Origin of the sequence: Cochlodiniinecator piscidefendens (assembly GCF_011326755.1) — a bacterium.
GTDB lineage: Bacteria > Pseudomonadota > Alphaproteobacteria > Rhodobacterales > Rhodobacteraceae > Cochlodiniinecator > Cochlodiniinecator piscidefendens.
The window spans coordinates 422541-441612 of sequence record NZ_JAAOIE010000001.1 but is presented as its reverse complement, the minus strand read 5'-3'; the positions used below and the strand labels follow the sequence as shown (position 1 = coordinate 441612).

Sequence of the window (19072 nt, the reverse complement as noted above, 5' to 3'; positions counted from 1 at the left end):
CCCCCGAAACATCACTGATGGAAATATTTTTGTTCCGCTATTGTTCTATCCATGTTCCCTTTTTGTGTCAAACGATTTTTAGAGCGGAATATAAGAGACCTCGGTGCCGGCTGCTTGTTCGCTTTGGTCGATCTCCTGAATGAGAAGCGCGTTTGCATCCGCTAAAACAGTCAGCAAAGCGCTGTCTTGTCGTTGAAATGGAGTGATTTTATCGTGCTCAACACGTGAGCGCATGTAATGTTCGCGCCCACCGTTTTTCGGTAGATCTGTCGTTAAGAATGCGCGCCTCTGGTGCCGGGGCTCGGCCTTAAAGCCAAGCAGGTGCCGAAGGGCGGGGATGATGAAAACATGCCCGCATACCATTGAGGAAACCGGGTTTCCGGGCAAGCCGATCATGGGCGTCCCGTTAAGATGACCCGCCATTAAGGGTTTACCCGGCCGCATTGCCACTTTGTAAAAGGACTGTTCGAGCCCCATTTCGGCGGCAACTTGTGCGACAAGATCATGATCACCGACGGAAGCACCACCAATGGTGACAATGAGGTCGACATCCTCACACAACGAAAACGCAGTTTGAAGCGAAGGGACGTTATCGCGTGCAATCGGGATCAATCGTGCCTCGGCTCCGTGATCTTCGAAAAGCGCCTTTAATCCGAAATTGTTTGAAGCGATGATTTGATCAGGCCCCGGTGTTTCGCCAGGCATCACAAGCTCATCACCTGTCGCAATCAAAGCAACAACAGGACGACGGGTTACAGGCACGTCTGCAATATTCATCGATGCGAGTAGGGCAATATCGTTTGGGGTCAGAATACGCGGTGCGCTGATTTTGTCGCCACATTTGAAATCGGCCCCAGCAGGGCGAATATAGTGCGCGCTGTCTACCTCGTTGTGCAGGGTGATTAGGTTGCCTTTGCGATCGACATCTTCTTGGATGATGACGCGGTCCGCGCCCTCAGGAAGTGGCGCGCCTGTAAAGATGCGAACAGCTTGACCGGCCTTTAAGATACCCGCGAAACCGTGGCCCGCAGCGCTTTCGCCGACAACTTTGAACATCGCTTGCGGATCAGCCTCAACACTTTTGATCGCATAGCCGTCCATCGCTGAGGCCGCAAAAGGGGGCTGGTCGCGTTTTGCAAACACATCCTTCGATAATGTACGGCCGTTCGCGGAGGTTAGCGGAACGGTTTCGGTGGCGAGTGGACTGACGAGCGCAAAAACTTGATCCAGCGCTTCGGAAACAGAGATCATGCGGAGGGGTCCTTTAGTTGGTCTTTTTCCCACTGGGCGTAGGTGCGTCCATCAGATTTGAGTTTCCAAGCTGTCCGCCCTCCGGTCTCTCGGCCAATTAATACAGATGCGGCGGCGCTTAAGCTGGAGAATGCAAAATCTTGGGTAAACACAGCATTTTGCCCGTCCACTAGCAGTATGCCTCGTTCGACTAGGCTTTTATGAATTTTCCCATAGTTTGGACGCTGAGGATGAACCCAGTAAGCATTGGCTATGGATCCAGATTGAACAATAATCTCCCCGCTTTCTACATAACAAGATCCTACGGCACCATATTTTGGTACTGAGAGGCGAAACTCTATCCCTATGTCAGACAGCGGTTGGTTTTTTTGAACGGATCTTTCCCTTGCTTTGCTGACGAACATATCAACACGGATAGCTGGCAATACAATCATCAGCGTTTCCAGAAAACTTTCCATATTCGCGCGGGCGGCTTCTGATAGGCTGCTGCGCGGTGGGGTGTTTCCGTTTTCCAGTGGTGTAACGCCCGCAATGCGCGCAAGTTCGACAAGACGGCTTTCGAGGTATTTTACATGGGCTTTGTGAAGATTGTCTGCGGCTGACGTTATGAGAACAGCCTCATTCCACCAATCCTTTTTGATCACGTGATCGCGTAACCTGTTCCCAATATCTTCGCTTTCACCGATATATGCGCGCGGTTCGCCGTTGTCTTCGCCCAGAAGAATATACACACCTGTAAATCCAGATTCAGGGCGCGATAGCGCCTGTTTGATTTGGGTGCGGGGCGTTTTAAGAACATGGCCAGTCCAATTAAACACCTCAGCGGTGAGCATTCCGTCGGGGCGACCATCAATAAAAAACAACTCAAGCGAGCGTGCAGAAACCATTTACTGTGCCTCGTAACGACCTGATTTTCCACCATCTTTCAGAGAAACGCGGATCGCGCTGATCTCCATGCCTTTATCAACGGCCTTGACCATATCATACAGCGTGAGCGCGGTGGTCGATACGGCAGTCAATGCTTCCATTTCAACGCCGGTTTGACCGGTTGTTTTTACTGTCGCTTCGATCTCGATACCGGGAAGGCCTGCGTTTGGTGTCAGTTCTACAGACACTTTAGTAATCGGCAGCGGGTGACACAGCGGAATAAGGTCTGAGGTTTTTTTCGCCCCCATGATCCCCGCCAGACGCGCCACGCCTAAGACGTCACCCTTTTTTGCACGACCTTCGGTAATCATATCAAAGGTTTCGCGCTGCATTTTAATGTGCCCACGGGCTGTTGCGACGCGTGATGTAACGGCTTTTTCTGACACATCGACCATATGTGCGTCGCCTTTGCCATCAAAGTGAGTAAGGCCAGACATTACATTGCACCGTTTGGCGTAAGAGGGTTCGACAGCAATGAACGCGTTGCAGCAGTTACGTCGTCTTGGCGCATTAGGCTTTCGCCAATCAGGAAGGTCCGCGCACCATAGCGCGCGAGATCGGCCAGATCCTCAGAGGTGTTTAGCCCGCTTTCAGCGACGATCAAGCGATCCGTTGGTACCATACGTGATAGATGACGGGTGGTTTCCAGCGTGGTTTCAAACGTGTTCAAGTTGCGGTTGTTGATACCCATCAAAGGGGATTTCAGCGCAGTTGCACGTTCAAGCTCGGCCTCATTGTGGACTTCGATCAAAACATCCATGCCCCAACCAAATGCCGCATCTTCGAGTTCCTGCGCCTGTGCATCTGATACAGAGGCCATGATGATCAAAATACAATCAGCGTGCAGCGCGCGGGCCTCAGCGATTTGATAAGTGTCATACATGAAATCTTTGCGCAGAGCCGGAAGGTTGGTTGCGTTGCGTGCAGCGACCAGAAATTCATCGGCACCCTGAAACGATGGGGTATCAGTGAGAACAGACAAACAGGTTGCACCGCCATCTTCATAAGCTTTGGCCAACACGGGCGGGTTGAAATCAGCACGAATAAGCCCTTTGGATGGGCTGGCTTTTTTGACCTCGGCAATCAGGCCATACCCTGATGTGCTTGCCATTTTAAGACGATCTGCAAAACCGCGTGTTGGGCTTGCGGCTTTGGCGTCGGCTTCAACTTCTGACAAAGGGCGCGCTTCTTTTCGTGCCGCGACGTCTTCGAGTTTGTAGGCTTTAATTTTGTCGAGGATGGTGCCTGTCTCTGTCATGGGGCCTCCTGATCCGTAATCCAGTTGATAGGGGACTCACCGCGTTCGATAAGCCATGCGTTAATACGAGAAAACGGGCGCGAGTCAAAAAAGCCGCGCCGCGCCGATAACGGCGACGGGTGCGCCGTTTCTATTTTTAGATGATCACCGGGTTGAATGTGTTTGCCGAGCGATTGTGCGGTTTTACCCCATAAAACAAAGGCCGTCGGTTTTTTCGACACCTCGGTCAGAATTTCGTGGGTTAACTTTGACCAACCCAGTTTCTTATGACCGTCGGCTTCCCCAGCAGGTACTGTTAAGGCGGTGTTGATCATCAAAACACCTTGGCGTGCCCAATGGCGCAAATCACCGGTTGCAGGAATCCCCCCCAAATCGGTCTGCATCTCTTTGAAAATATTACCCAAAGACCGTGGGAGTGGCCGTACATCAGGTTCCACTGAAAAGGCCAATCCATGGGCGTGTCCAGGGGTCGGATAGGGATCCTGGCCTAAAATCACAACGAGTGTCTTTTCCAACGGTGTCAATCGAAGCGCTGTGAAAATTTGATCTTTGGGTGGTAAGATAACCCGTTTTTCATTTTCCAGTACTTGCGCGATCCGAGGCAATTCTTCGCGGAAAAAAGGCAGCATATTCCACCCGTCAAGTTTTCCGCTATCCAGTGGCATTAAGCCTCCTCAGTTGTAATGCGCGCTAAGGCTTCCAACTTGGCTTTTGCCGCCCCAGAGTCAATGGCTTGGACCGCTTGTTCTACACCTTCGGTGAGAGATTGGGCTTTGTCCGCCACAACCAATGCCGCAGCAGCGTTTAACAAAACCGCATCGCGATACGCACCCAATTGCCCTTCAAGAAGCGCGCGAAAGGCCCCGGCATTTTCTTCCGGTGTTCCGCCAATAATCGCTTCAAACGGATGAACGGGTAGTCCGGCGTCTTCGGGATGGAGTTCACGATCCGTCACTTCACCATTCTCAAGAGCTGAGACCCAGCTGATACCCGCAATCGACAGTTCGTCTGTGCCATCGCCGCCATGAACCAGCCATGCCTTTTCAGATCCTAGGGCTTGCAGTGTTTCTGCCATCGGACGGATCAGATCGCGGGAAAACGCTCCGGTTAACTGTCTTGTAACGCCGGCGGGATTCGTAAGCGGGCCGAGAATGTTAAACATGGTCCGCGTTCCCAATTCAGCCCGCGTTGGCATGACATGTGCCACGGCGGGGTGGTGCATGGGGGCCATCATGAAACCGATCCCGGCTTCATTTATCGCACGTTCGACCACTTTGGGGCCAACCATCACGTTGATACCCATTTTGCCTTGAACATCAGCCGTGCCTGATTTGGAACTCAGATTGCGATTACCGTGTTTGGCAACAACAACACCTGCACCGGCGACAACAAAGGCTGTCGCAGTGGAAATGTTCAACGTATGTTTGCCATCGCCACCGGTGCCGACGATATCCATCGCCCCTTTGGGGGCATGTACTGGGTTACACTTAGCGCGCATAACGGCTGCTGCAGCGGTATATTCTTCAACCGTCTCGCCACGGGTGCGCAAAGCCATCAGAAGTCCACCGATTTGGCTTGGTGTGGCTTCGCCCTCGAACAAAATCTGAAAAGCTTCGCGCGCTTGGTCAGGCGTTAAAGGACCATCCGCGGCAGCTCCGATTAGCGGTTTGAGGTGATCGCTCATGCGGGAACCTTTACTGTGTCCAAGAAATTCTGAAGCAATTTATGCCCATGCTCAGATGCAATAGATTCAGGGTGAAACTGTACGCCATGAATTGGCAGTGCTTTATGGCGCAATCCCATAATTGTACCATCTTCAAGCCATGCGTTCACTTCGAGACAATCTGGCAGTGTTTCACGTTCGACTGTCAAAGAATGATAGCGCGTTGCCTCAAATGGGGACGGGAGGTCTGAAAAAACGCCTGTGGCATCGTGGTGCATCGTGCCCATTTTACCATGCACGATTTCATGACAGCGCACAACTTTGCCGCCAAAGGCCTCGCCAATCGTTTGATGACCCAGACAGACACCCATCAGAGGCGTGCGTGTTTCAGCGGCGGCTTCTGTTAGGGCTAAGCAAATACCAGCTTGGGCCGGGTCACAGGGGCCGGGGGATAGCAAAATTGCATCCGCGCCCATGCCCATTGCTTCTTGCACATCAATGGCATCGTTGCGTTTTACAACGACCTCAGTTCCCAGCTCTCCCAAGTAATGCACAAGGTTATAGGTGAAACTGTCGTAATTATCGATGAGCAGCAGCATTTGTTCAACCTTCGTCAAATAGGGGTGATCCCAGTCCTTAGTCCGGTTATACATGCTCAGGAAGCGCGGCTATGGTCAAGGCCAAGGCGCGTGATTTTGAGGCAGAAAGTGACGGAGAGACCTTTGGCGCGTGGTTTGATTTCAGGAATTCTTTGGGGCGGTATTATTGGTGGCCTGAGTGCGAGCCTTGCATCTTTGTTGGCGGGGCCTGTTGGACAAACCAGTTCCGTAGAACCTGCGCCACAAGTGATGGAAGAACCCGCCGTATTGGCCGAAACACCAATGGAACCTGATGCTGAAGCTATGGCCGACGCCCAATCTAGTGACGACACCATGTCCAATTCAGTTGAAACTGAGATGGCTGACGAGGAGGTTGTCGCGCCTGAAGATGGCGTTGAGGAACCAGTGGAAGAGATGCCTGCACCCGAGGTGATGGAACCAGACGCCGAGGCCGCGACGCCTGAAGTGATGACTGAGGAAACGGAACCTGCGACAGAAGAATCAACGCAGGCGGAAACCGAAGCGCCAGAAGAACCGGGGGTGCCGGAGCAAAGCTCAATGATACAACCGGTTGATGCGTTGCCAGAACTGGCACCTGAAATCCCAACCAGCCGCCTACCACGCGTTGGTGATGAGCCGGAAGAAAACGTAACAGAAGAGACCGTGCCTGCTGAAGAAGGCGAAGTGGCAATGATGTTCGCTTTGGATGCGAATGCCGAAGCCTATGAGAATGCGAATGATCAGCCGTATTTTTCGATTTTATTGATTGATGATGGGAGTGAAGCTGTTGCGCCGGACGTTGCGCAAAATCTACCGTTCCCCGTCAGTTTTATTGTTGATGCGGCGGAACCTACTGCAGGCGCGCGTGCTGCTGAGTATCGCGCAGCAGGGCTAGAGGTTTTGGTGATGGTTGATTTACCCGAAAATGCGCAGCCATCTGATATTGAACAAATCTATCAAGCAAGCCTTGCGGCCGTGCCAGATGCGGTTGCGGTTATTGGACCTCAAAGCGGTGGCATTGGTGGAACACGCCAAACCGCTGAACAAGTTGCGGGAATACTGGCGGAAAGTGGTCATGGTCTTGTGACATATCCTTTGGGACTGAATGCTGCGCAACAGGTTGCGACAAGCGAAGGTGTGCCTGCGGTAACGGTGTTCCGGGAGCTGGATGCAGGCAATGAGCGCGCACATATTATCCGCCGCTATCTTGATCGTGCTGCTTTTCGCGCAGCGCAAGAAGGGCAGGTTGTCATGGTTGGGCATTTGCGAAGCGACACGCTTGAAGGTCTCGTGACCTGGGGATTGCAAGATCGCGCTGCGAGCGTCGCAGTCGCCCCAATTTCAGCACTACTCAAAGCGCAGCGCTGATCTCACAAAAATGTGGCGCGCCAAGGCGCGCCGCTGTTTGTCTCTCATTTGCTTTGCAAATGCTCGGGTGGGGATCAATTGCCAGAGGTGTTGGAAAAACGCCCGGCGTCCTCTGCTGCCTTGCGGATGGCTTTGGATTTATTGACCGTTTCCATATATTCTGCTTCGGGATCGCTATCGTAAACGACGCCGCCGCCAGCTTGGATGTAAAGCTTTTCATCTTTAAGAACCGCTGTGCGTAGCGCAATGCACATATCCATATCGCCGTTGGCCGCAAAGTACCCAACACCGCCGCCGTAGATGCCGCGCTTTTCAGGCTCTAGTTCATCAATGATTTCCATAGCACGCACTTTGGGTGCGCCGGATACGGTGCCTGCAGGCATTCCCGCAAAAAAGGCCGAAAGGGCGTCTTGACCCTCATCCAGTTCGCCAACGACGTTTGATACGATATGCATGACGTGGCTGTAATGTTCGACGATGAATTCTTCTGTGGGGCGCACTGTACCAATCTTGGACACGCGACCCGCATCGTTGCGGCCCAAATCGAGCAACATAAGGTGCTCTGCCAGCTCTTTTTTGTCGGCCATCAGGTCGGCTTCGAGTGCGCGATCTTCTTCCGGGGTGGCCCCGCGTGGGCGGGTGCCGGCGATGGGGCGAATGGTGACTTCGTTGTCAAACACTCGGACGAGAATTTCAGGGCTTGCGCCAACGACTTGAAAGCCGCCGAAATTAAAGAAAAACATAAAGGGCGACGGGTTGGTGCGTCGTAGGCTGCGGTAGAGTGCAAAAGGCGGTAGCGGGAAATCTTGGGTCCAGCGTTGGCTAGGAACACATTGAAAGATATCGCCTGCGCGGATGTAATCCTTAGCCTTTTCAACAGCGGCTTTGTAGCCTTCATGTGTGAAATTTGATGTAAGAGGACCGAGGTCAGCCTCATGGCCCAGATCGCGGCTCTCGCTGCTTGCTGCACGTTCAAGATCTCGCACGGCATCCATGACGCGCTCAGCGGCCTGTGCATAGGCTGCTTTTGCACTCATTCCTGAGGCAACCCAAGCGGGAGACACCACGGTAACATCCCCTTTGACACCGTCCAACACTGCGACCACAGAAGGACGCATAAGCATCGCGTCTGGTACACCCAGTGGATCGGGGTTCACATTTGGCAGATGTTCAACAAGGCGGATCATGTCGTAGCCAAGATAGCCAAACAAACCCGCCGCAGAAGCGGGCAGATCATCGGGCATTTCGATCTGGCTTTCGTCGATCAATGCGCGCAAACTGTTAAGAGGATCGTCACCAGCGGGTTCAAAGGCATCGCCGTCAAAGCGCGCTTGGCGGTTGATCCGCACCTGTGTTCCGCGTGTTTCCCAAATCAGATCCGGCTTCAGACCTACGATGGAATACCGTCCGCGGACTTCACCGCCGGTCACGGATTCCAGCATAAAGCTGTCTTTGCGCGCACCGGCGAGTTTCAGCATTAAAGAAACGGGCGTGTCTAAATCAGCGGCAAGCCTCGTATAAACGATTTGGTTTTCGCCAGCGGAGTAGCCCTTTTCAAAGGCTTCAAAGGAAGGGGTCAATGCCACGATATTACCTCTTAAGGAAGCTGGGCTTGGACAGCGCTGATCGCAGTCTGATTGATTGAGATGCCTGCATCATCTTGCAATGCGCGTGCGTAGATTTCGAATACGTCCTGCGCGATGCCTTGGGTGATGCTTTCTGATAAACGTGCGCGGCGCTCGGCTGTTGCTTCGTCGTCGGCAGGGGGCTGAATAGAATTCAGCGTAACGATATAGGATGAGCCAAAGCCCGCGATGACGCGTGTTTCGCCATCGGCCATTTCAAACACTTCGTTGATCAAACCTTCGGGCGTGCCATCTAGGTAACCTGTGCGCAGCAAATCAGTTTGCGTTTGCACGGTCAGGCCCAATGCGTCAGCTGTAGTTGTTTCAATTAATTGTGCCATGATATCTAGCGCATAGGCTTGTACGCGCAGGTCGTTTTCCTGGGCTTCCCAGCCATCGATCACGTTGTTGCGTACGTCATCCAGAGGCAACAAGGCTGGCTCGATAACTTCATCTAAGCGCAGCGCGAAAATTCCGCCGTCATCCAGTTCTGCGAGTTCTGCAAAATCACCCATAGACACAGTGCCTGCAGCTTCGCGGAAGGGGTTATAGGCTGCGATGCCTTCGCCCAGACCATCCCACCAGTCGATCTGACCAAGTTGCATATCTGTTTCATTGGCAATCTCTTCCAATGTGGCACCACCCGCAAGCAAATCGTCAATATCAGTTAGCATATCTTCGATCACGCGGCGTGCACGATCAGAGGCATACTCTGGGAGCAATTCAGCGCGAGCATCTTCAAAAGAGGTGCTCTGGGCTGCAAGGATACCGTTCATACGAAAAATGGCGGGGCCAAATTCGCTCTGAAGAACGCCTGTGGTTCCCGGCTCAGTCAAGGCAAAAACACCGTCGGCGGCATCGCCAAGATCGGACGCCATTACATCGCCCATATCAACGTCGCCTAAAGAAAAGCCAGCGTCTGCAACCAAATCAGAATAGGTGGTTTCACCAGCGATAAGCGCGGCAGATGCGGCTTCGGCTTCTTCCTGAGAAGAGAAAATCAAACGTTCAACAAGACGGCGTTCAGGGCGTTCGTACTCTTCGATGCGAGCATCATAAATAGTGCGAAGACCTTCTTCATCGATGGTTACGGTATCAACGAGCATTTCCGGTGTAAGCCAAATATAGGTGATGCTCTTCTTTTCAGGATCGGTGAAATCAGGCGTGTTGCCTTGATAATATGTGGTAAGTTGTTCTTCAGTCGGGGCAGGGAGCGGATCCGCCAAATTGGTCTCATCCAACCGAATGTAATCAAAGCTGCGACGTTCCAGTTGATAATCAAGCAAACTATTCGTAAGCGTATCAGCAGAGCCAATGCCGCTGATGATAGAAGATTGTAGCAATGTGCGGGCCGTTTCTTCGCGTACAATATCTTCGTATTCCGCTTCGGTATAGCCGATCTGACGCAACGCAAAACGATAAGCTTCGCGGTCAAATCCACCTGTAGCGCCTTGGAAGGAACTGTTTGTCGTCACTTGCGTGCGCACTTGGTTATCGCCAACAGAGAGGCCGATGCGTGCTGTTTCATTGTCCAAAGCCGCAGTGCTAAATAGGCGCTCAAGTACAATCTGATCTAAACCAAACAGACGCGCCTGTTCCATGGTCAGAGATTGGCCGAACTGAGATTCCATAACCCGTAATTCTTGTTGCAGCGCGCGCGCGTAGGCATCGACGGATATTTCTTTATCGCCCACCGCACCAACAGAGCGGATCGTGCCGCCGAAGTTTGTAACGCCAAAGCCACCTAGCCCTACGATCAGCAGTAAAATAATAACCCAGACAGCTGCCTGTGATGCTTTGTTTGTACGGCCGGACATTGGCGTCTCCTCACTTCGTTTAGCGGTTTCTTATGGGGTTCTAGAAGACAGGGCAAGTCTCAGGTTGAAAAGGCTGCCAGACGATCAAAGAGGATACCAATGTCGGTGCGGTCGATATTGGCAAACGCGACTCGCATTTGTTGTCCGCCGGCAGGGTCGTTATCTGGCATAAACATGGTGCCCGGTAACATAAGAACCCCCGCATCACGTACGAGTTTCTGCGCCAGCACATCAGAGCGCAAATCAAACGGATGTTGGACATAAGCAAAATAAGCGCCAAGGCCGAGTAGCTTCCATCTCTCAAGTTTTGGCATGTTTTCCGCGATTGCAGCGCGGCGATCTAAAATTTCCAGCCGTTCGCCTTTGACCCAATCACCAAGGTTTTGCATACCCCAAAGTGCGGCGTGCTGGCCTAGTTGATTTGGACAAATTGCAACGGTGTCGAGAAATTTTTCGGCCTGAAATAGACGATCTTCAGAAGCAATAAAGGCGCCGACCCGATGACCGGTCAATCTATAGGCTTTGGAAAAGCTATAAAGGTGGATCAAGGTGTCGTGCCAATCAGGATCATGGAACAAATCATGTGGCGCACCATCGCGACTGTCGAAATCACGGTACGTTTCATCAAGTATTAGTGCGATACCCTTTTCGCGGCACAATTCTAAAAATGCCCGAATGAGGGACGCGGGATATTCAACACCGCCCGGGTTGTTGGGCGAAACCAAAGCAATGGCGCGGGTTTTGTCGGTGATCAAAGCACGTGCATGACCCGGGTCAGGCAAAAGCCCAGCACCCGTTTTGAGTGGGATCGAACCAACCCCCATCATATCCAGCCACATTTTATGATTGAAATACCAAGGCGTGGGCAGAATGACTTCATCGCCTTCACCGGCAAGTGTAGCCAGCGTGGCTGCGAAGGCTTGATTGCAGCCTGACGTGATCGCGACTTGGCTTTCGTTTATTGTCCCACCATAGGCCTCTGACCATTGACTGGCGACCTCGACGCGCAACTCTGGCATGCCCAGCACGGGGCCATAGAGGTGCGCATCAACATTGTTCATCGCGCTATCGGCGATGGCGCGCCGCAGGCCTTCGGGCGGGGGATCTATTGGCGCAGCTTGGCTGACGTTCAATAGCGGGCGATCCGCGGGAAAATCCACCCCATCAAGCCATCTGCGCGCTTCCATCACTGGAGGAGCAAAGGTTTGGGCAAAACGGGGGTTAAGCTGCGCGCACATCTAAAATTCCTGCTGAAACGTTTTTTGTTGGCTGAACCATAGGAAGCCGAGCAACCGAAGAACAAGGCCAAAACGTACACAGCAAAAGAAAAACGCCCCGAAGGGCGTTTTGTTTAGTCTTTGCCGCGGTAAGGTTCGACGTATTGAAGCGCCATGTCCCAAGGAAAGAAAATCCAGGTGTCCTGACTGACCTCGGTGATAAAGGTATCCACCATTGGGCGGCCTTTGGGTTTCGCATAGACAGTCGCGAAATGGGCATTTGGATACAGATCGCGTACCAATTCCAATGTTTTCCCAGAATCAACCAAATCGTCGATTACCAAAATTCCAGTACCATCGCCCATCAATTCGGCATCAGGTGCCTTTAGCACCTTGGCAGAGGATTGAGATTGATGATCATAAGATTTCACTGAAATGGTATCAACTGTGCGAATATCTAACTCGCGCGAAATGATCATCGCAGGTGCCATACCGCCGCGTGTAATAGCGACCACAGCTTTCCATGCACCATCGTCAGGGCCGTGCCCATCCAAACGCCAAGCCAAAGCACGCGCATCGCGATGGATTTGGTCCCAACTGATGTGGAAGCCTTTTTCGTGGGGCAAACGGTCTGTCATGTCTCTCAATCCTCTCAGCCAAGGCTGTTTCTTATTTTTTACCTGAAGCCGCGTCAATGTCCGGTGCATCGACAGCTTTCATGCCGACGACGTGGTACCCGGAATCAACGTGCAGGTTTTCGCCAGTAACGCCTGAGCTAAGGTCAGACAGCAGATAAACTGCGGAATTTCCGACGTCATCAATTGTAACCGTGCGGCGGAGCGGTGAATTATATTCGTTCCATTTGAGGATATAGCGGAAATCGCCAATACCTGACGCCGCAAGTGTTTTGATCGGACCCGCAGAAATCGCATTAACGCGAATACCGTCTTTGCCCAGATCTTCAGCCAAATATTTAACCGACGCCTCAAGCGCGGCCTTGGCGACGCCCATGACGTTGTAATGTGGCATCACTTGCTCAGCGCCGTAGTAGGTCAGGGTGAGCATGGAGCCGCCGTCTTTCATCAGCTTTTCGGCGCGTTGCGCAACGGCAGTGAAAGAATAAACGGAAATATCCATCGTCATGCGGAAATTTTCTGGGCTGGTGTCAACATAACGACCGCGCAGCTCATTTTTATCAGAGAACCCAATCGCGTGAACGATGAAGTCGAGTTTGCCCCATTCTTTTTCAATTTGTGCAAAAGCTGCATCAATAGAAGCGGGATCAGAAACGTCGCAATCAATCAGTTGGGTGACACCCAATTGATCGGCCAGCGGTACAACGCGTTTCTTAAATGCATCACCCATGTATGAAAATGCAAGTTCTGCTCCGTGCTCAGCACAGGCTTTGGCGATGCCCCATGCAATAGACTTGTCGTTAGCGAGCCCCATGATCAGGCCGCGCTTACCTTCCATCAGATTTGTTGGCATTTGCTGCCCCTCTTGGTGTTTATTAAATATTGATACGTAATCAGTCTCTTTATGACGTTTATGAGATTGCAACAGGCTCTACAAGTCTGACACTAACCGTTTGGACAGGTTGCGCCTGATCAAAAGAGAAGGTACCCGCTTTCACAAAGGAGACAGACAATGTCCGATAGAACAGGTATTTTTGCAGGCGACGATCCGTTTGTATTGGCTCGCTCTTGGCTTTCCGAAGCTGAGAAAAGCGAACCAAATGACCCAAATGCTATAGCTTTGGCTACAGTAGATGAGAGTGGATTGCCAAATGCACGTATGGTTCTTCTGAAAGAGATTGAGGCAAACGCCTTTGTCTTCTATACTAATTATGACAGCGCGAAGGGGCGCGAGCTCATTGCGACGCAAAAAGCGTCATTCGTCATGCATTGGAAATCTTTGCGGCGTCAAATTCGCGTGCGGGGGACTGTTGAGCAAGAAAACGGTCCATCGGCGGATTCTTACTATGATTCGCGCTCTTTAAAGAGCAAATTGGGCGCATGGGCATCAAAACAATCGCATCCGCTTGCATCTAGAGCAGAGCTTGTGGCAGAAGTTGCAAAAGTGACGGCCAGTAAGGGCCTTCACCCAAAGCGTCCACCTTTCTGGGGCGGTTTCAGGATCACTCCTTCTGAAATCGAGTTTTGGGCGGATGGTGCGTTTAGGCTTCACGATCGCTTTGTATGGCGTCGTGAGAGTATCAGTGAACCATGGTCAGTAACGCGCTTGAACCCGTAAAGGTTCGTTTATGGCGTTGGTAATGCAGAGAATTTGTAAGGTTTTCCTTGCAACATGCATGTATGTAGCACAACCTAAGTCTGGGGAACTCGTGTATTGGGGAATACACAGTGTGAGAAGTAATGGGGATGACTGAGAACAGTACAGATGGACAGGAAGTCCGCGGAACCGTGAAGTGGTTCGATCCGACTAAAGGATTCGGTTTTGTCGTCGCTAACGAGGGCGGCCCCGATATTCTTTTGCATGCAAATGTATTAAGGAACTTTGGTCAAAGCTCTGTAACCGATGGGGCGACCGTGACGATTATCGTTCAAGAAACCCAGCGAGGTGTGCAAGCAACTCGAATTTTGGCTATTGAACCGCCCGATCTTGGCTTGGCTGGAGACTACTCCGAAGGCGAAGTGTTTGATTTGGCGGATGATAAATCACTTCCACTGGTCGCAGCACGTGTCAAATGGTTCGACAAAAGCAAAGGTTTTGGTTTTGCCAATGTCTTTGGCAGCTCAGACGATGTGTTTATTCATATCGAAGTGCTGCGCAGATCTGGTTTGTCCGATTTGCTGCCGGGCGAGGCGGCGTGCCTTAGAGTTATAGACGGTGAACGCGGAGCCATGGCAACCTTTGTAGGGTCATGGGAAATGGCGTCTCGTGGAGAGCCTGAATGAGTAATATCTTGCGCACCGCTTTAGCATGTGGTGCTTTTTTATGTGTACCGCAAAGTGTTTTTGCTGAATGTGTGCAAGATAGAATTTCTTTACGCGGTGACTGGGGGCAGGCGGTTTTCAATGTTGAAATCGCCGATGACCCGCAGGAACGCGCGCTAGGTTTAATGCATCGCGAAACAATGGCTATGAGCAGCGGAATGCTGTTTGTATACGACGGCCCCCATCGCGCATCCTTTTGGATGGAAAACACCCTTATTTCACTTGATATGCTCTTTATTGATGTGACTGGTGTTGTTTCACGTATTGCCCAAGATGCAGTGCCATTGGACCGCACGCCAATAGACGGCGGCGAAAACGTCCAATACGTTTTAGAGATCAATGCAGGGCTGGTCGATGCTTATGGTATCTCTGAAGGGGCTCAGGTCCAGCATCCAAGTATCACCGGAGACGTCGTTTGGCCCTGCTTCGCGGAGTGAAACGCGCTATTTCTATCGTTTCTGCTATGGATTTCTTTGATCACTAAACCGAAGACAGTACTTCGATTCTTGTGCTTTTATAATTTTAACGGCGAATCATAGGGTTATGAGTGCGAAAGAGTGAGCTGAATAGGCTTTCACTGTGTATTTCGACGCAATGGCTTTCAAATAAATTAGAGGTTTTGAAAGTTTTAACGATATTGATAAATTTTTTTGAAGCACCATAACTGTAGGTACTCCGCAGTAAAAATACCGCGAAAAAACGACTACCATAGAGATAGATAAGGAGAGGAAGGCTTAGCTGCCCCAGTTGCGGATTTGCCCGCAATCCATATGTACGAAATTAGATCGCGAATAACGACCAACACCGCCAGCATTACAGGAAATCGCCGCACGCGCCATTTGTCCAACAGAGCGAGACTGCAACCGTAGATCCGCAGCTTTGCCCTGCATATGCAACGAATTACGTGCCACACCGCTAGAACGCCGACGCAACATCGCATTTGTTTGAGGTGAACGGTAGCCAGACAGCAGCATGTAAGGTTCATCAACGTCCAATAGATTGTGCGCGGCAGCCATAATATCAATGTTGCGGGCGTCAATATTGGTTGCCTCATCACGGCGCCAATCGCGCATGAAATGATTAACTTCAGTTAAAGCATCGGGAATATATTCACCTTCGATCCAGTAGATCATGTCAATACGTTCGCCGGTACGACCTGAGAACATGCGAATACGTCGAATATCACCACCACCGCGTAAAAATCCTGTCGCGTTTGCATAAACCGGCGCTGATACAAGCGCCGTCGCTGCAAATGCCCCAAGTATTCCACGCCGCGTAAGCAGAGGTGTCTTATCAACCGTCATGATATTGCGCCTGTTCCATCGCTATCGCCGCTTGTTTCAGCGGCTTTGCCTCAATTCATCCCCTCAGATGCACGAATTTTATGACACATCTCGAATCACGAACCAAGTGCAGATTTGGGTTGAACCCGAGATACAACCCAATTTAGGCAGAAATTTGCTGAAAGTTGTTTAATTCCACATTTTCTGCCGACGACGCTGCAATTAATCGACACTTTAAATGTTTCGTATAGCGATCTCATGAATGTGAGTAGACAACTGAGTTCAGATTTCCGATTCTGCGTCCAACTAAACAGAAATCTCATTTGAGGTATGGAATGCGTATAGCAAAGGTCGTACCGACCCGTTCTTTTTTCACCCTCAAAGCAGTTGCTTTAGCAACGTCTTTGATATTTTCGCACACTCCTGTCGTTGCGCAGGTCACCGCTTTTAAACAAGCAGTTGCCGAAGCTATTTCTGGAGATGACGCACTGGCGTCGTTTTACCGTGCCCGTGATTTTGAACCCATTTGGACCAACGGAAATGGCCAAAGCCGCCAGCGCTTGCGCGCGTTTCTGAGGGCATTGGAAAACTCGGGTGACCACGGTCTGCCGATGGGGCGTTATAGCCCAGATGAAATTCGCGCAGACTTGCGTGATGCGGATAACGCTAGGGAGCGTGGGGCACTGGAAGTCGAGCTGTCCCGCCAGTATTTACAGTTCTCACGTGATCTACAAACTGGAATTATCGAAAACCCAAGACGCATTGATAGTGGAATTGTACGTCAAATTCCGCGTCGTGACCGAGTGGAGTTGTTAGAAACCATTGCAACCCGTTCCCCGAATGGGGTCTTTCGTGCACTTGCGCCGCGGACACCTGAGTATACGCGCTTAATGGCTGAAAAGGTCCGCATGGAACGCCTTTTGGGTCAGGGCGGTTGGGGGCCTGAAGTTTCCTCAAACGCGTTGGAGCCTGGGCAATCTGGGGCTGGGGTTGTGTCTTTGCGCAATCGGCTGATTGCAATGGGGTATCTCCGTCGCGATGCAACACAAACTTACGACGGTGCAATTCAAACAGCCGTTCAAGCCTTTCAGGTTGATCACGGGCTAACATCTGACGGCGTTGCTGGTCGTGGAACAATTACCGAAATCAACCGGAGTGTCGAAGATCGTCTCCAATCCGTTATCGTCGCAATGGAGCGCGAGCGTTGGTTGAATCGCGATCGTGGTTCTCGTCATATTTTGGTAAACATCACTGATTTTACAGCCCGGATTATCGATAACGGAGAGGTGACTTTCCAAACACGTTCGGTTGTCGGTGCAAATGACTCTGATCGTCGTACACCAGAGTTTTCTGACGTCATGGAGCATATTGTGATCAATCCAACGTGGAATGTTCCGCGCTCGATCACGACAAATGAATATCTCCCACAAATGCAGCGCAACCCAAATGCTGCTGGCCATTTGCAGCTGATTGATAGCCGTGGACGTGTGGTGAACCGTGCCAATGTGGACTTTTCCCAATATACCGCGCGCACATTTCCTTATGCGATGCGTCAGCCTCCATCGCCGCGCAATGCGTTGGGTCGGGTAAAGTTTATTTTCCCCAACCAGTACAATATCTATCTTCATGATACTCCAGCGCAGAACCTGTTCTCGCGCGAGGTGCGTACGTTTTCGCATGGATGTGTTCGTCTAGATGATCCCTATGATTTCGCTTATGCGCTTTTGGCTGCTCAGGAATCTGATCCACGTGGCTTCTTTCATAGAAGCCTAGATAGCAACCGCGAAACATTTGTGCCGTTGGAAACGCAGGTTCCGGTACATTTGATTTACCGGACCGCATTCACGCAGGCGCGTGGTCGGATCAATTTCCGTCGCGATGCTTATGGGCGTGACGCACGTGTCTGGAATGCCCTACGTGATGCCGGGGTGGTCATTCGTTCTATTCGGAGCTAAACCAAACCCAAGAAGCGTCTTGAACGACGCGAACTGGGAATTGATCATGGCTTATACGATACAAACAATTGCAACAGCGCTAGGGGCGAAAGCCGTTGGCGCTGTTGATCTTTTGATCACCCATGCAAGCGAACCTCACACAGCGTCTGAGACTGCTTTGGCGCTCGCGATGGACCCGCGTTACGGGGATGATTTGGCACAGGGAAGCGCCAAGGCGGCCATTCTGTGGGATGGCGCTGATTGGGAGGATCTTGGACTAGAGGCTGCTATTTTTGTGCCTCGCCCTCGATATGCAATGTCTGGTTTGACGAAGTTAATGGACCCAGGGCCTGACATCTCGTCCGGTGTTCACGCCACGGCGATAATTGATCCAAGTGCGGAGTTAGGCGAAGGTGCAGCCATTGGCCCTTTTGTTGTGATTGGCCGAGACGTTTGTATCGGTGCTGGCGCTCGCATCGCATCGCATGTCAGCATTGCTGAAGGCAGCTCTATTGGTGCGAATGCTTTGTTACATGCAGGTGTGCGCATTGGGGCCAATGTGAAGATTGGAGAAGGTTTTATCGCACAGTCTGGCGGTGTGATCGGATCAGATGGCTTTTCCTTTGTTACTCCAGAAAAATCTGGAGTGGAACGCGCCCGTGAAAGCCTTGGAGATCAAGGTGAAATTTCTGCTCAAAGCTGGACACGCATCCATTCGCTTGGAAATGTTATCATTGGCGACAATGTTGAAACTGGGGCCAATGTTACTGTTGATCGTGGTACCATCCGCGCAACCTCGATCGGGGATGGAACGAAACTCGATAATCAAGTCCATATTGGCCACAATGTTCAAATCGGAAATGATTGCCTCTTGTGCGGACAGGTGGGTATCGCGGGTACGACTAAAATCGGCAATCGGGTTGTGATGGGCGGACAATGCGGTGTGTCTGACAACATAAATGTGGGTGATGACGTTGTTGCTGGTGGCGCGACCAAAATCTTTACCAATGCACCTGCTGGCCGCGTTTTGTTGGGATCGCCTGCTGTTAAGATGGAAAGTCACGTCGAAATGCAAAAAGCGCTACGTCGTTTGCCACGTCTCATTGGAAAAGTCGCAGAGCTTCAAAAAATTGTTGCAAAGTCGAAGCAATAAACAGACGAGAGTTTCGACTG

At 51.4% G+C, this 19072-nt stretch carries 19 protein-coding genes; 6 read left to right on the top strand and 13 right to left on the bottom strand.

The genetic code is table 11. The annotated features are described in order from the left end of the window. Window positions 1–78: 78 nt before the first annotated feature. Genes G9C99_RS02255 through G9C99_RS02225 form a run of 7 tightly spaced genes read right to left on the bottom strand, consistent with a single transcriptional unit; the run spans window position 79 to window position 5698 of the window. Window positions 79–1251, bottom strand: a complete 1173-nt coding sequence (locus G9C99_RS02255; RefSeq protein ID WP_166415822.1) for a molybdopterin molybdotransferase MoeA — start codon at window positions 1249–1251, stop codon at window positions 79–81. Beyond that, window positions 1248–2138, bottom strand: coding sequence for a GIY-YIG nuclease family protein (locus G9C99_RS02250; RefSeq protein ID WP_166415821.1), 891 nt, complete (start codon window positions 2136–2138; stop codon window positions 1248–1250). The genes G9C99_RS02255 and G9C99_RS02250 overlap by 4 nt, the downstream gene beginning before the upstream one ends. Continuing rightward, window positions 2139–2615 carry a cyclic pyranopterin monophosphate synthase MoaC gene (moaC, locus tag G9C99_RS02245; RefSeq protein ID WP_166415820.1) on the bottom strand — a complete coding sequence of 159 codons (477 nt, stop codon included), beginning with the start codon at window positions 2613–2615 and terminating at the stop codon, window positions 2139–2141. Further along, complete coding sequence (gene trpC / locus G9C99_RS02240) at window positions 2615–3436, bottom strand: indole-3-glycerol phosphate synthase TrpC (protein ID WP_166415819.1); 822 nt, start codon at window positions 3434–3436, stop codon at window positions 2615–2617. Before trpC ends, moaC begins: the two co-directional genes overlap by 1 nt. Beyond that, a complete protein-coding gene (locus G9C99_RS02235) occupies window positions 3433–4101 on the bottom strand; it encodes a uracil-DNA glycosylase (protein ID WP_166415818.1) in 669 nt (222 codons plus the stop codon). The genes trpC and G9C99_RS02235 overlap by 4 nt, the downstream gene beginning before the upstream one ends. Next, window positions 4101–5120, bottom strand: coding sequence for an anthranilate phosphoribosyltransferase (gene trpD / locus G9C99_RS02230; protein ID WP_166415817.1), 1020 nt, complete (start codon window positions 5118–5120; stop codon window positions 4101–4103). Before trpD ends, G9C99_RS02235 begins: the two co-directional genes overlap by 1 nt. Continuing rightward, a complete protein-coding gene (locus G9C99_RS02225; RefSeq protein ID WP_166415816.1) occupies window positions 5117–5698 on the bottom strand; it encodes an anthranilate synthase component II in 582 nt (193 codons plus the stop codon). The genes trpD and G9C99_RS02225 overlap by 4 nt, the downstream gene beginning before the upstream one ends. A gap of 108 nt (window positions 5699–5806) precedes the next feature. On the opposite strand from G9C99_RS02225, the gene G9C99_RS18630 reads away from it, so the two are divergent. Next, entirely contained in the window at window positions 5807–7066 is a 1260-nt protein-coding gene (locus G9C99_RS18630) for a divergent polysaccharide deacetylase family protein (protein ID WP_166415815.1), read from the top strand. A gap of 74 nt (window positions 7067–7140) precedes the next feature. On the opposite strand, the gene trpE is transcribed toward G9C99_RS18630, so the two are convergent. The 5 genes from trpE to fabI form a co-directional block, all read right to left on the bottom strand. Beyond that, window positions 7141–8652 carry an anthranilate synthase component I gene (gene trpE, locus G9C99_RS02215; RefSeq protein ID WP_166415814.1) on the bottom strand — a complete coding sequence of 504 codons (1512 nt, stop codon included), beginning with the start codon at window positions 8650–8652 and terminating at the stop codon, window positions 7141–7143. Between the two features lie 11 nt (window positions 8653–8663). Further along, window positions 8664–10508 (bottom strand): peptidylprolyl isomerase, encoded by a 1845-nt coding sequence (locus G9C99_RS02210; protein WP_166415813.1) that lies wholly within the window; start codon window positions 10506–10508, stop codon window positions 8664–8666. A 59-nt stretch (window positions 10509–10567) separates the two neighbouring features. Next, a complete protein-coding gene (locus G9C99_RS02205; RefSeq protein WP_166415812.1) occupies window positions 10568–11746 on the bottom strand; it encodes an aminotransferase in 1179 nt (392 codons plus the stop codon). 113 nt (window positions 11747–11859) lie between these two features. Then, entirely contained in the window at window positions 11860–12363 is a 504-nt protein-coding gene (gene gpt, locus G9C99_RS02200) for a xanthine phosphoribosyltransferase (protein ID WP_166415811.1), read from the bottom strand. A gap of 31 nt (window positions 12364–12394) precedes the next feature. After that, window positions 12395–13213, bottom strand: a complete 819-nt coding sequence (gene fabI / locus G9C99_RS02195; protein WP_166415810.1) for an enoyl-ACP reductase FabI — start codon at window positions 13211–13213, stop codon at window positions 12395–12397. A 159-nt stretch (window positions 13214–13372) separates the two neighbouring features. Here fabI and pdxH point away from each other — a divergent pair, with 159 nt between their 5' ends. From pdxH to G9C99_RS02180, 3 genes are all read left to right on the top strand, one after another. Then, on the top strand, window positions 13373–13978 hold the full coding sequence (gene pdxH / locus G9C99_RS02190) for a pyridoxamine 5'-phosphate oxidase (RefSeq protein WP_166415809.1): 606 nt from the start codon (window positions 13373–13375) through the stop codon (window positions 13976–13978). 128 nt (window positions 13979–14106) lie between these two features. After that, window positions 14107–14643 (top strand): cold-shock protein, encoded by a 537-nt coding sequence (locus G9C99_RS02185; protein ID WP_166415808.1) that lies wholly within the window; start codon window positions 14107–14109, stop codon window positions 14641–14643. Beyond that, a complete protein-coding gene (locus G9C99_RS02180) occupies window positions 14640–15119 on the top strand; it encodes a DUF192 domain-containing protein (RefSeq protein ID WP_166415807.1) in 480 nt (159 codons plus the stop codon). Before G9C99_RS02185 ends, G9C99_RS02180 begins: the two co-directional genes overlap by 4 nt. Window positions 15120–15416: 297 nt before the next feature. Here G9C99_RS02180 and G9C99_RS02175 read toward each other — a convergent pair whose 3' ends face one another. Continuing rightward, window positions 15417–15986 carry a YcbK family protein gene (locus G9C99_RS02175; protein WP_166415806.1) on the bottom strand — a complete coding sequence of 190 codons (570 nt, stop codon included), beginning with the start codon at window positions 15984–15986 and terminating at the stop codon, window positions 15417–15419. Window positions 15987–16300: 314 nt separating this feature from the next. On the opposite strand from G9C99_RS02175, the gene G9C99_RS02170 reads away from it, so the two are divergent. Both G9C99_RS02170 and lpxD read left to right on the top strand, forming a co-directional pair. After that, a complete protein-coding gene (locus G9C99_RS02170) occupies window positions 16301–17920 on the top strand; it encodes a L,D-transpeptidase family protein (RefSeq protein ID WP_166415805.1) in 1620 nt (539 codons plus the stop codon). A gap of 46 nt (window positions 17921–17966) precedes the next feature. Beyond that, complete coding sequence (gene lpxD, locus G9C99_RS02165; RefSeq protein WP_166415804.1) at window positions 17967–19052, top strand: UDP-3-O-(3-hydroxymyristoyl)glucosamine N-acyltransferase; 1086 nt, start codon at window positions 17967–17969, stop codon at window positions 19050–19052. Window positions 19053–19072 lie beyond the last annotated feature (20 nt).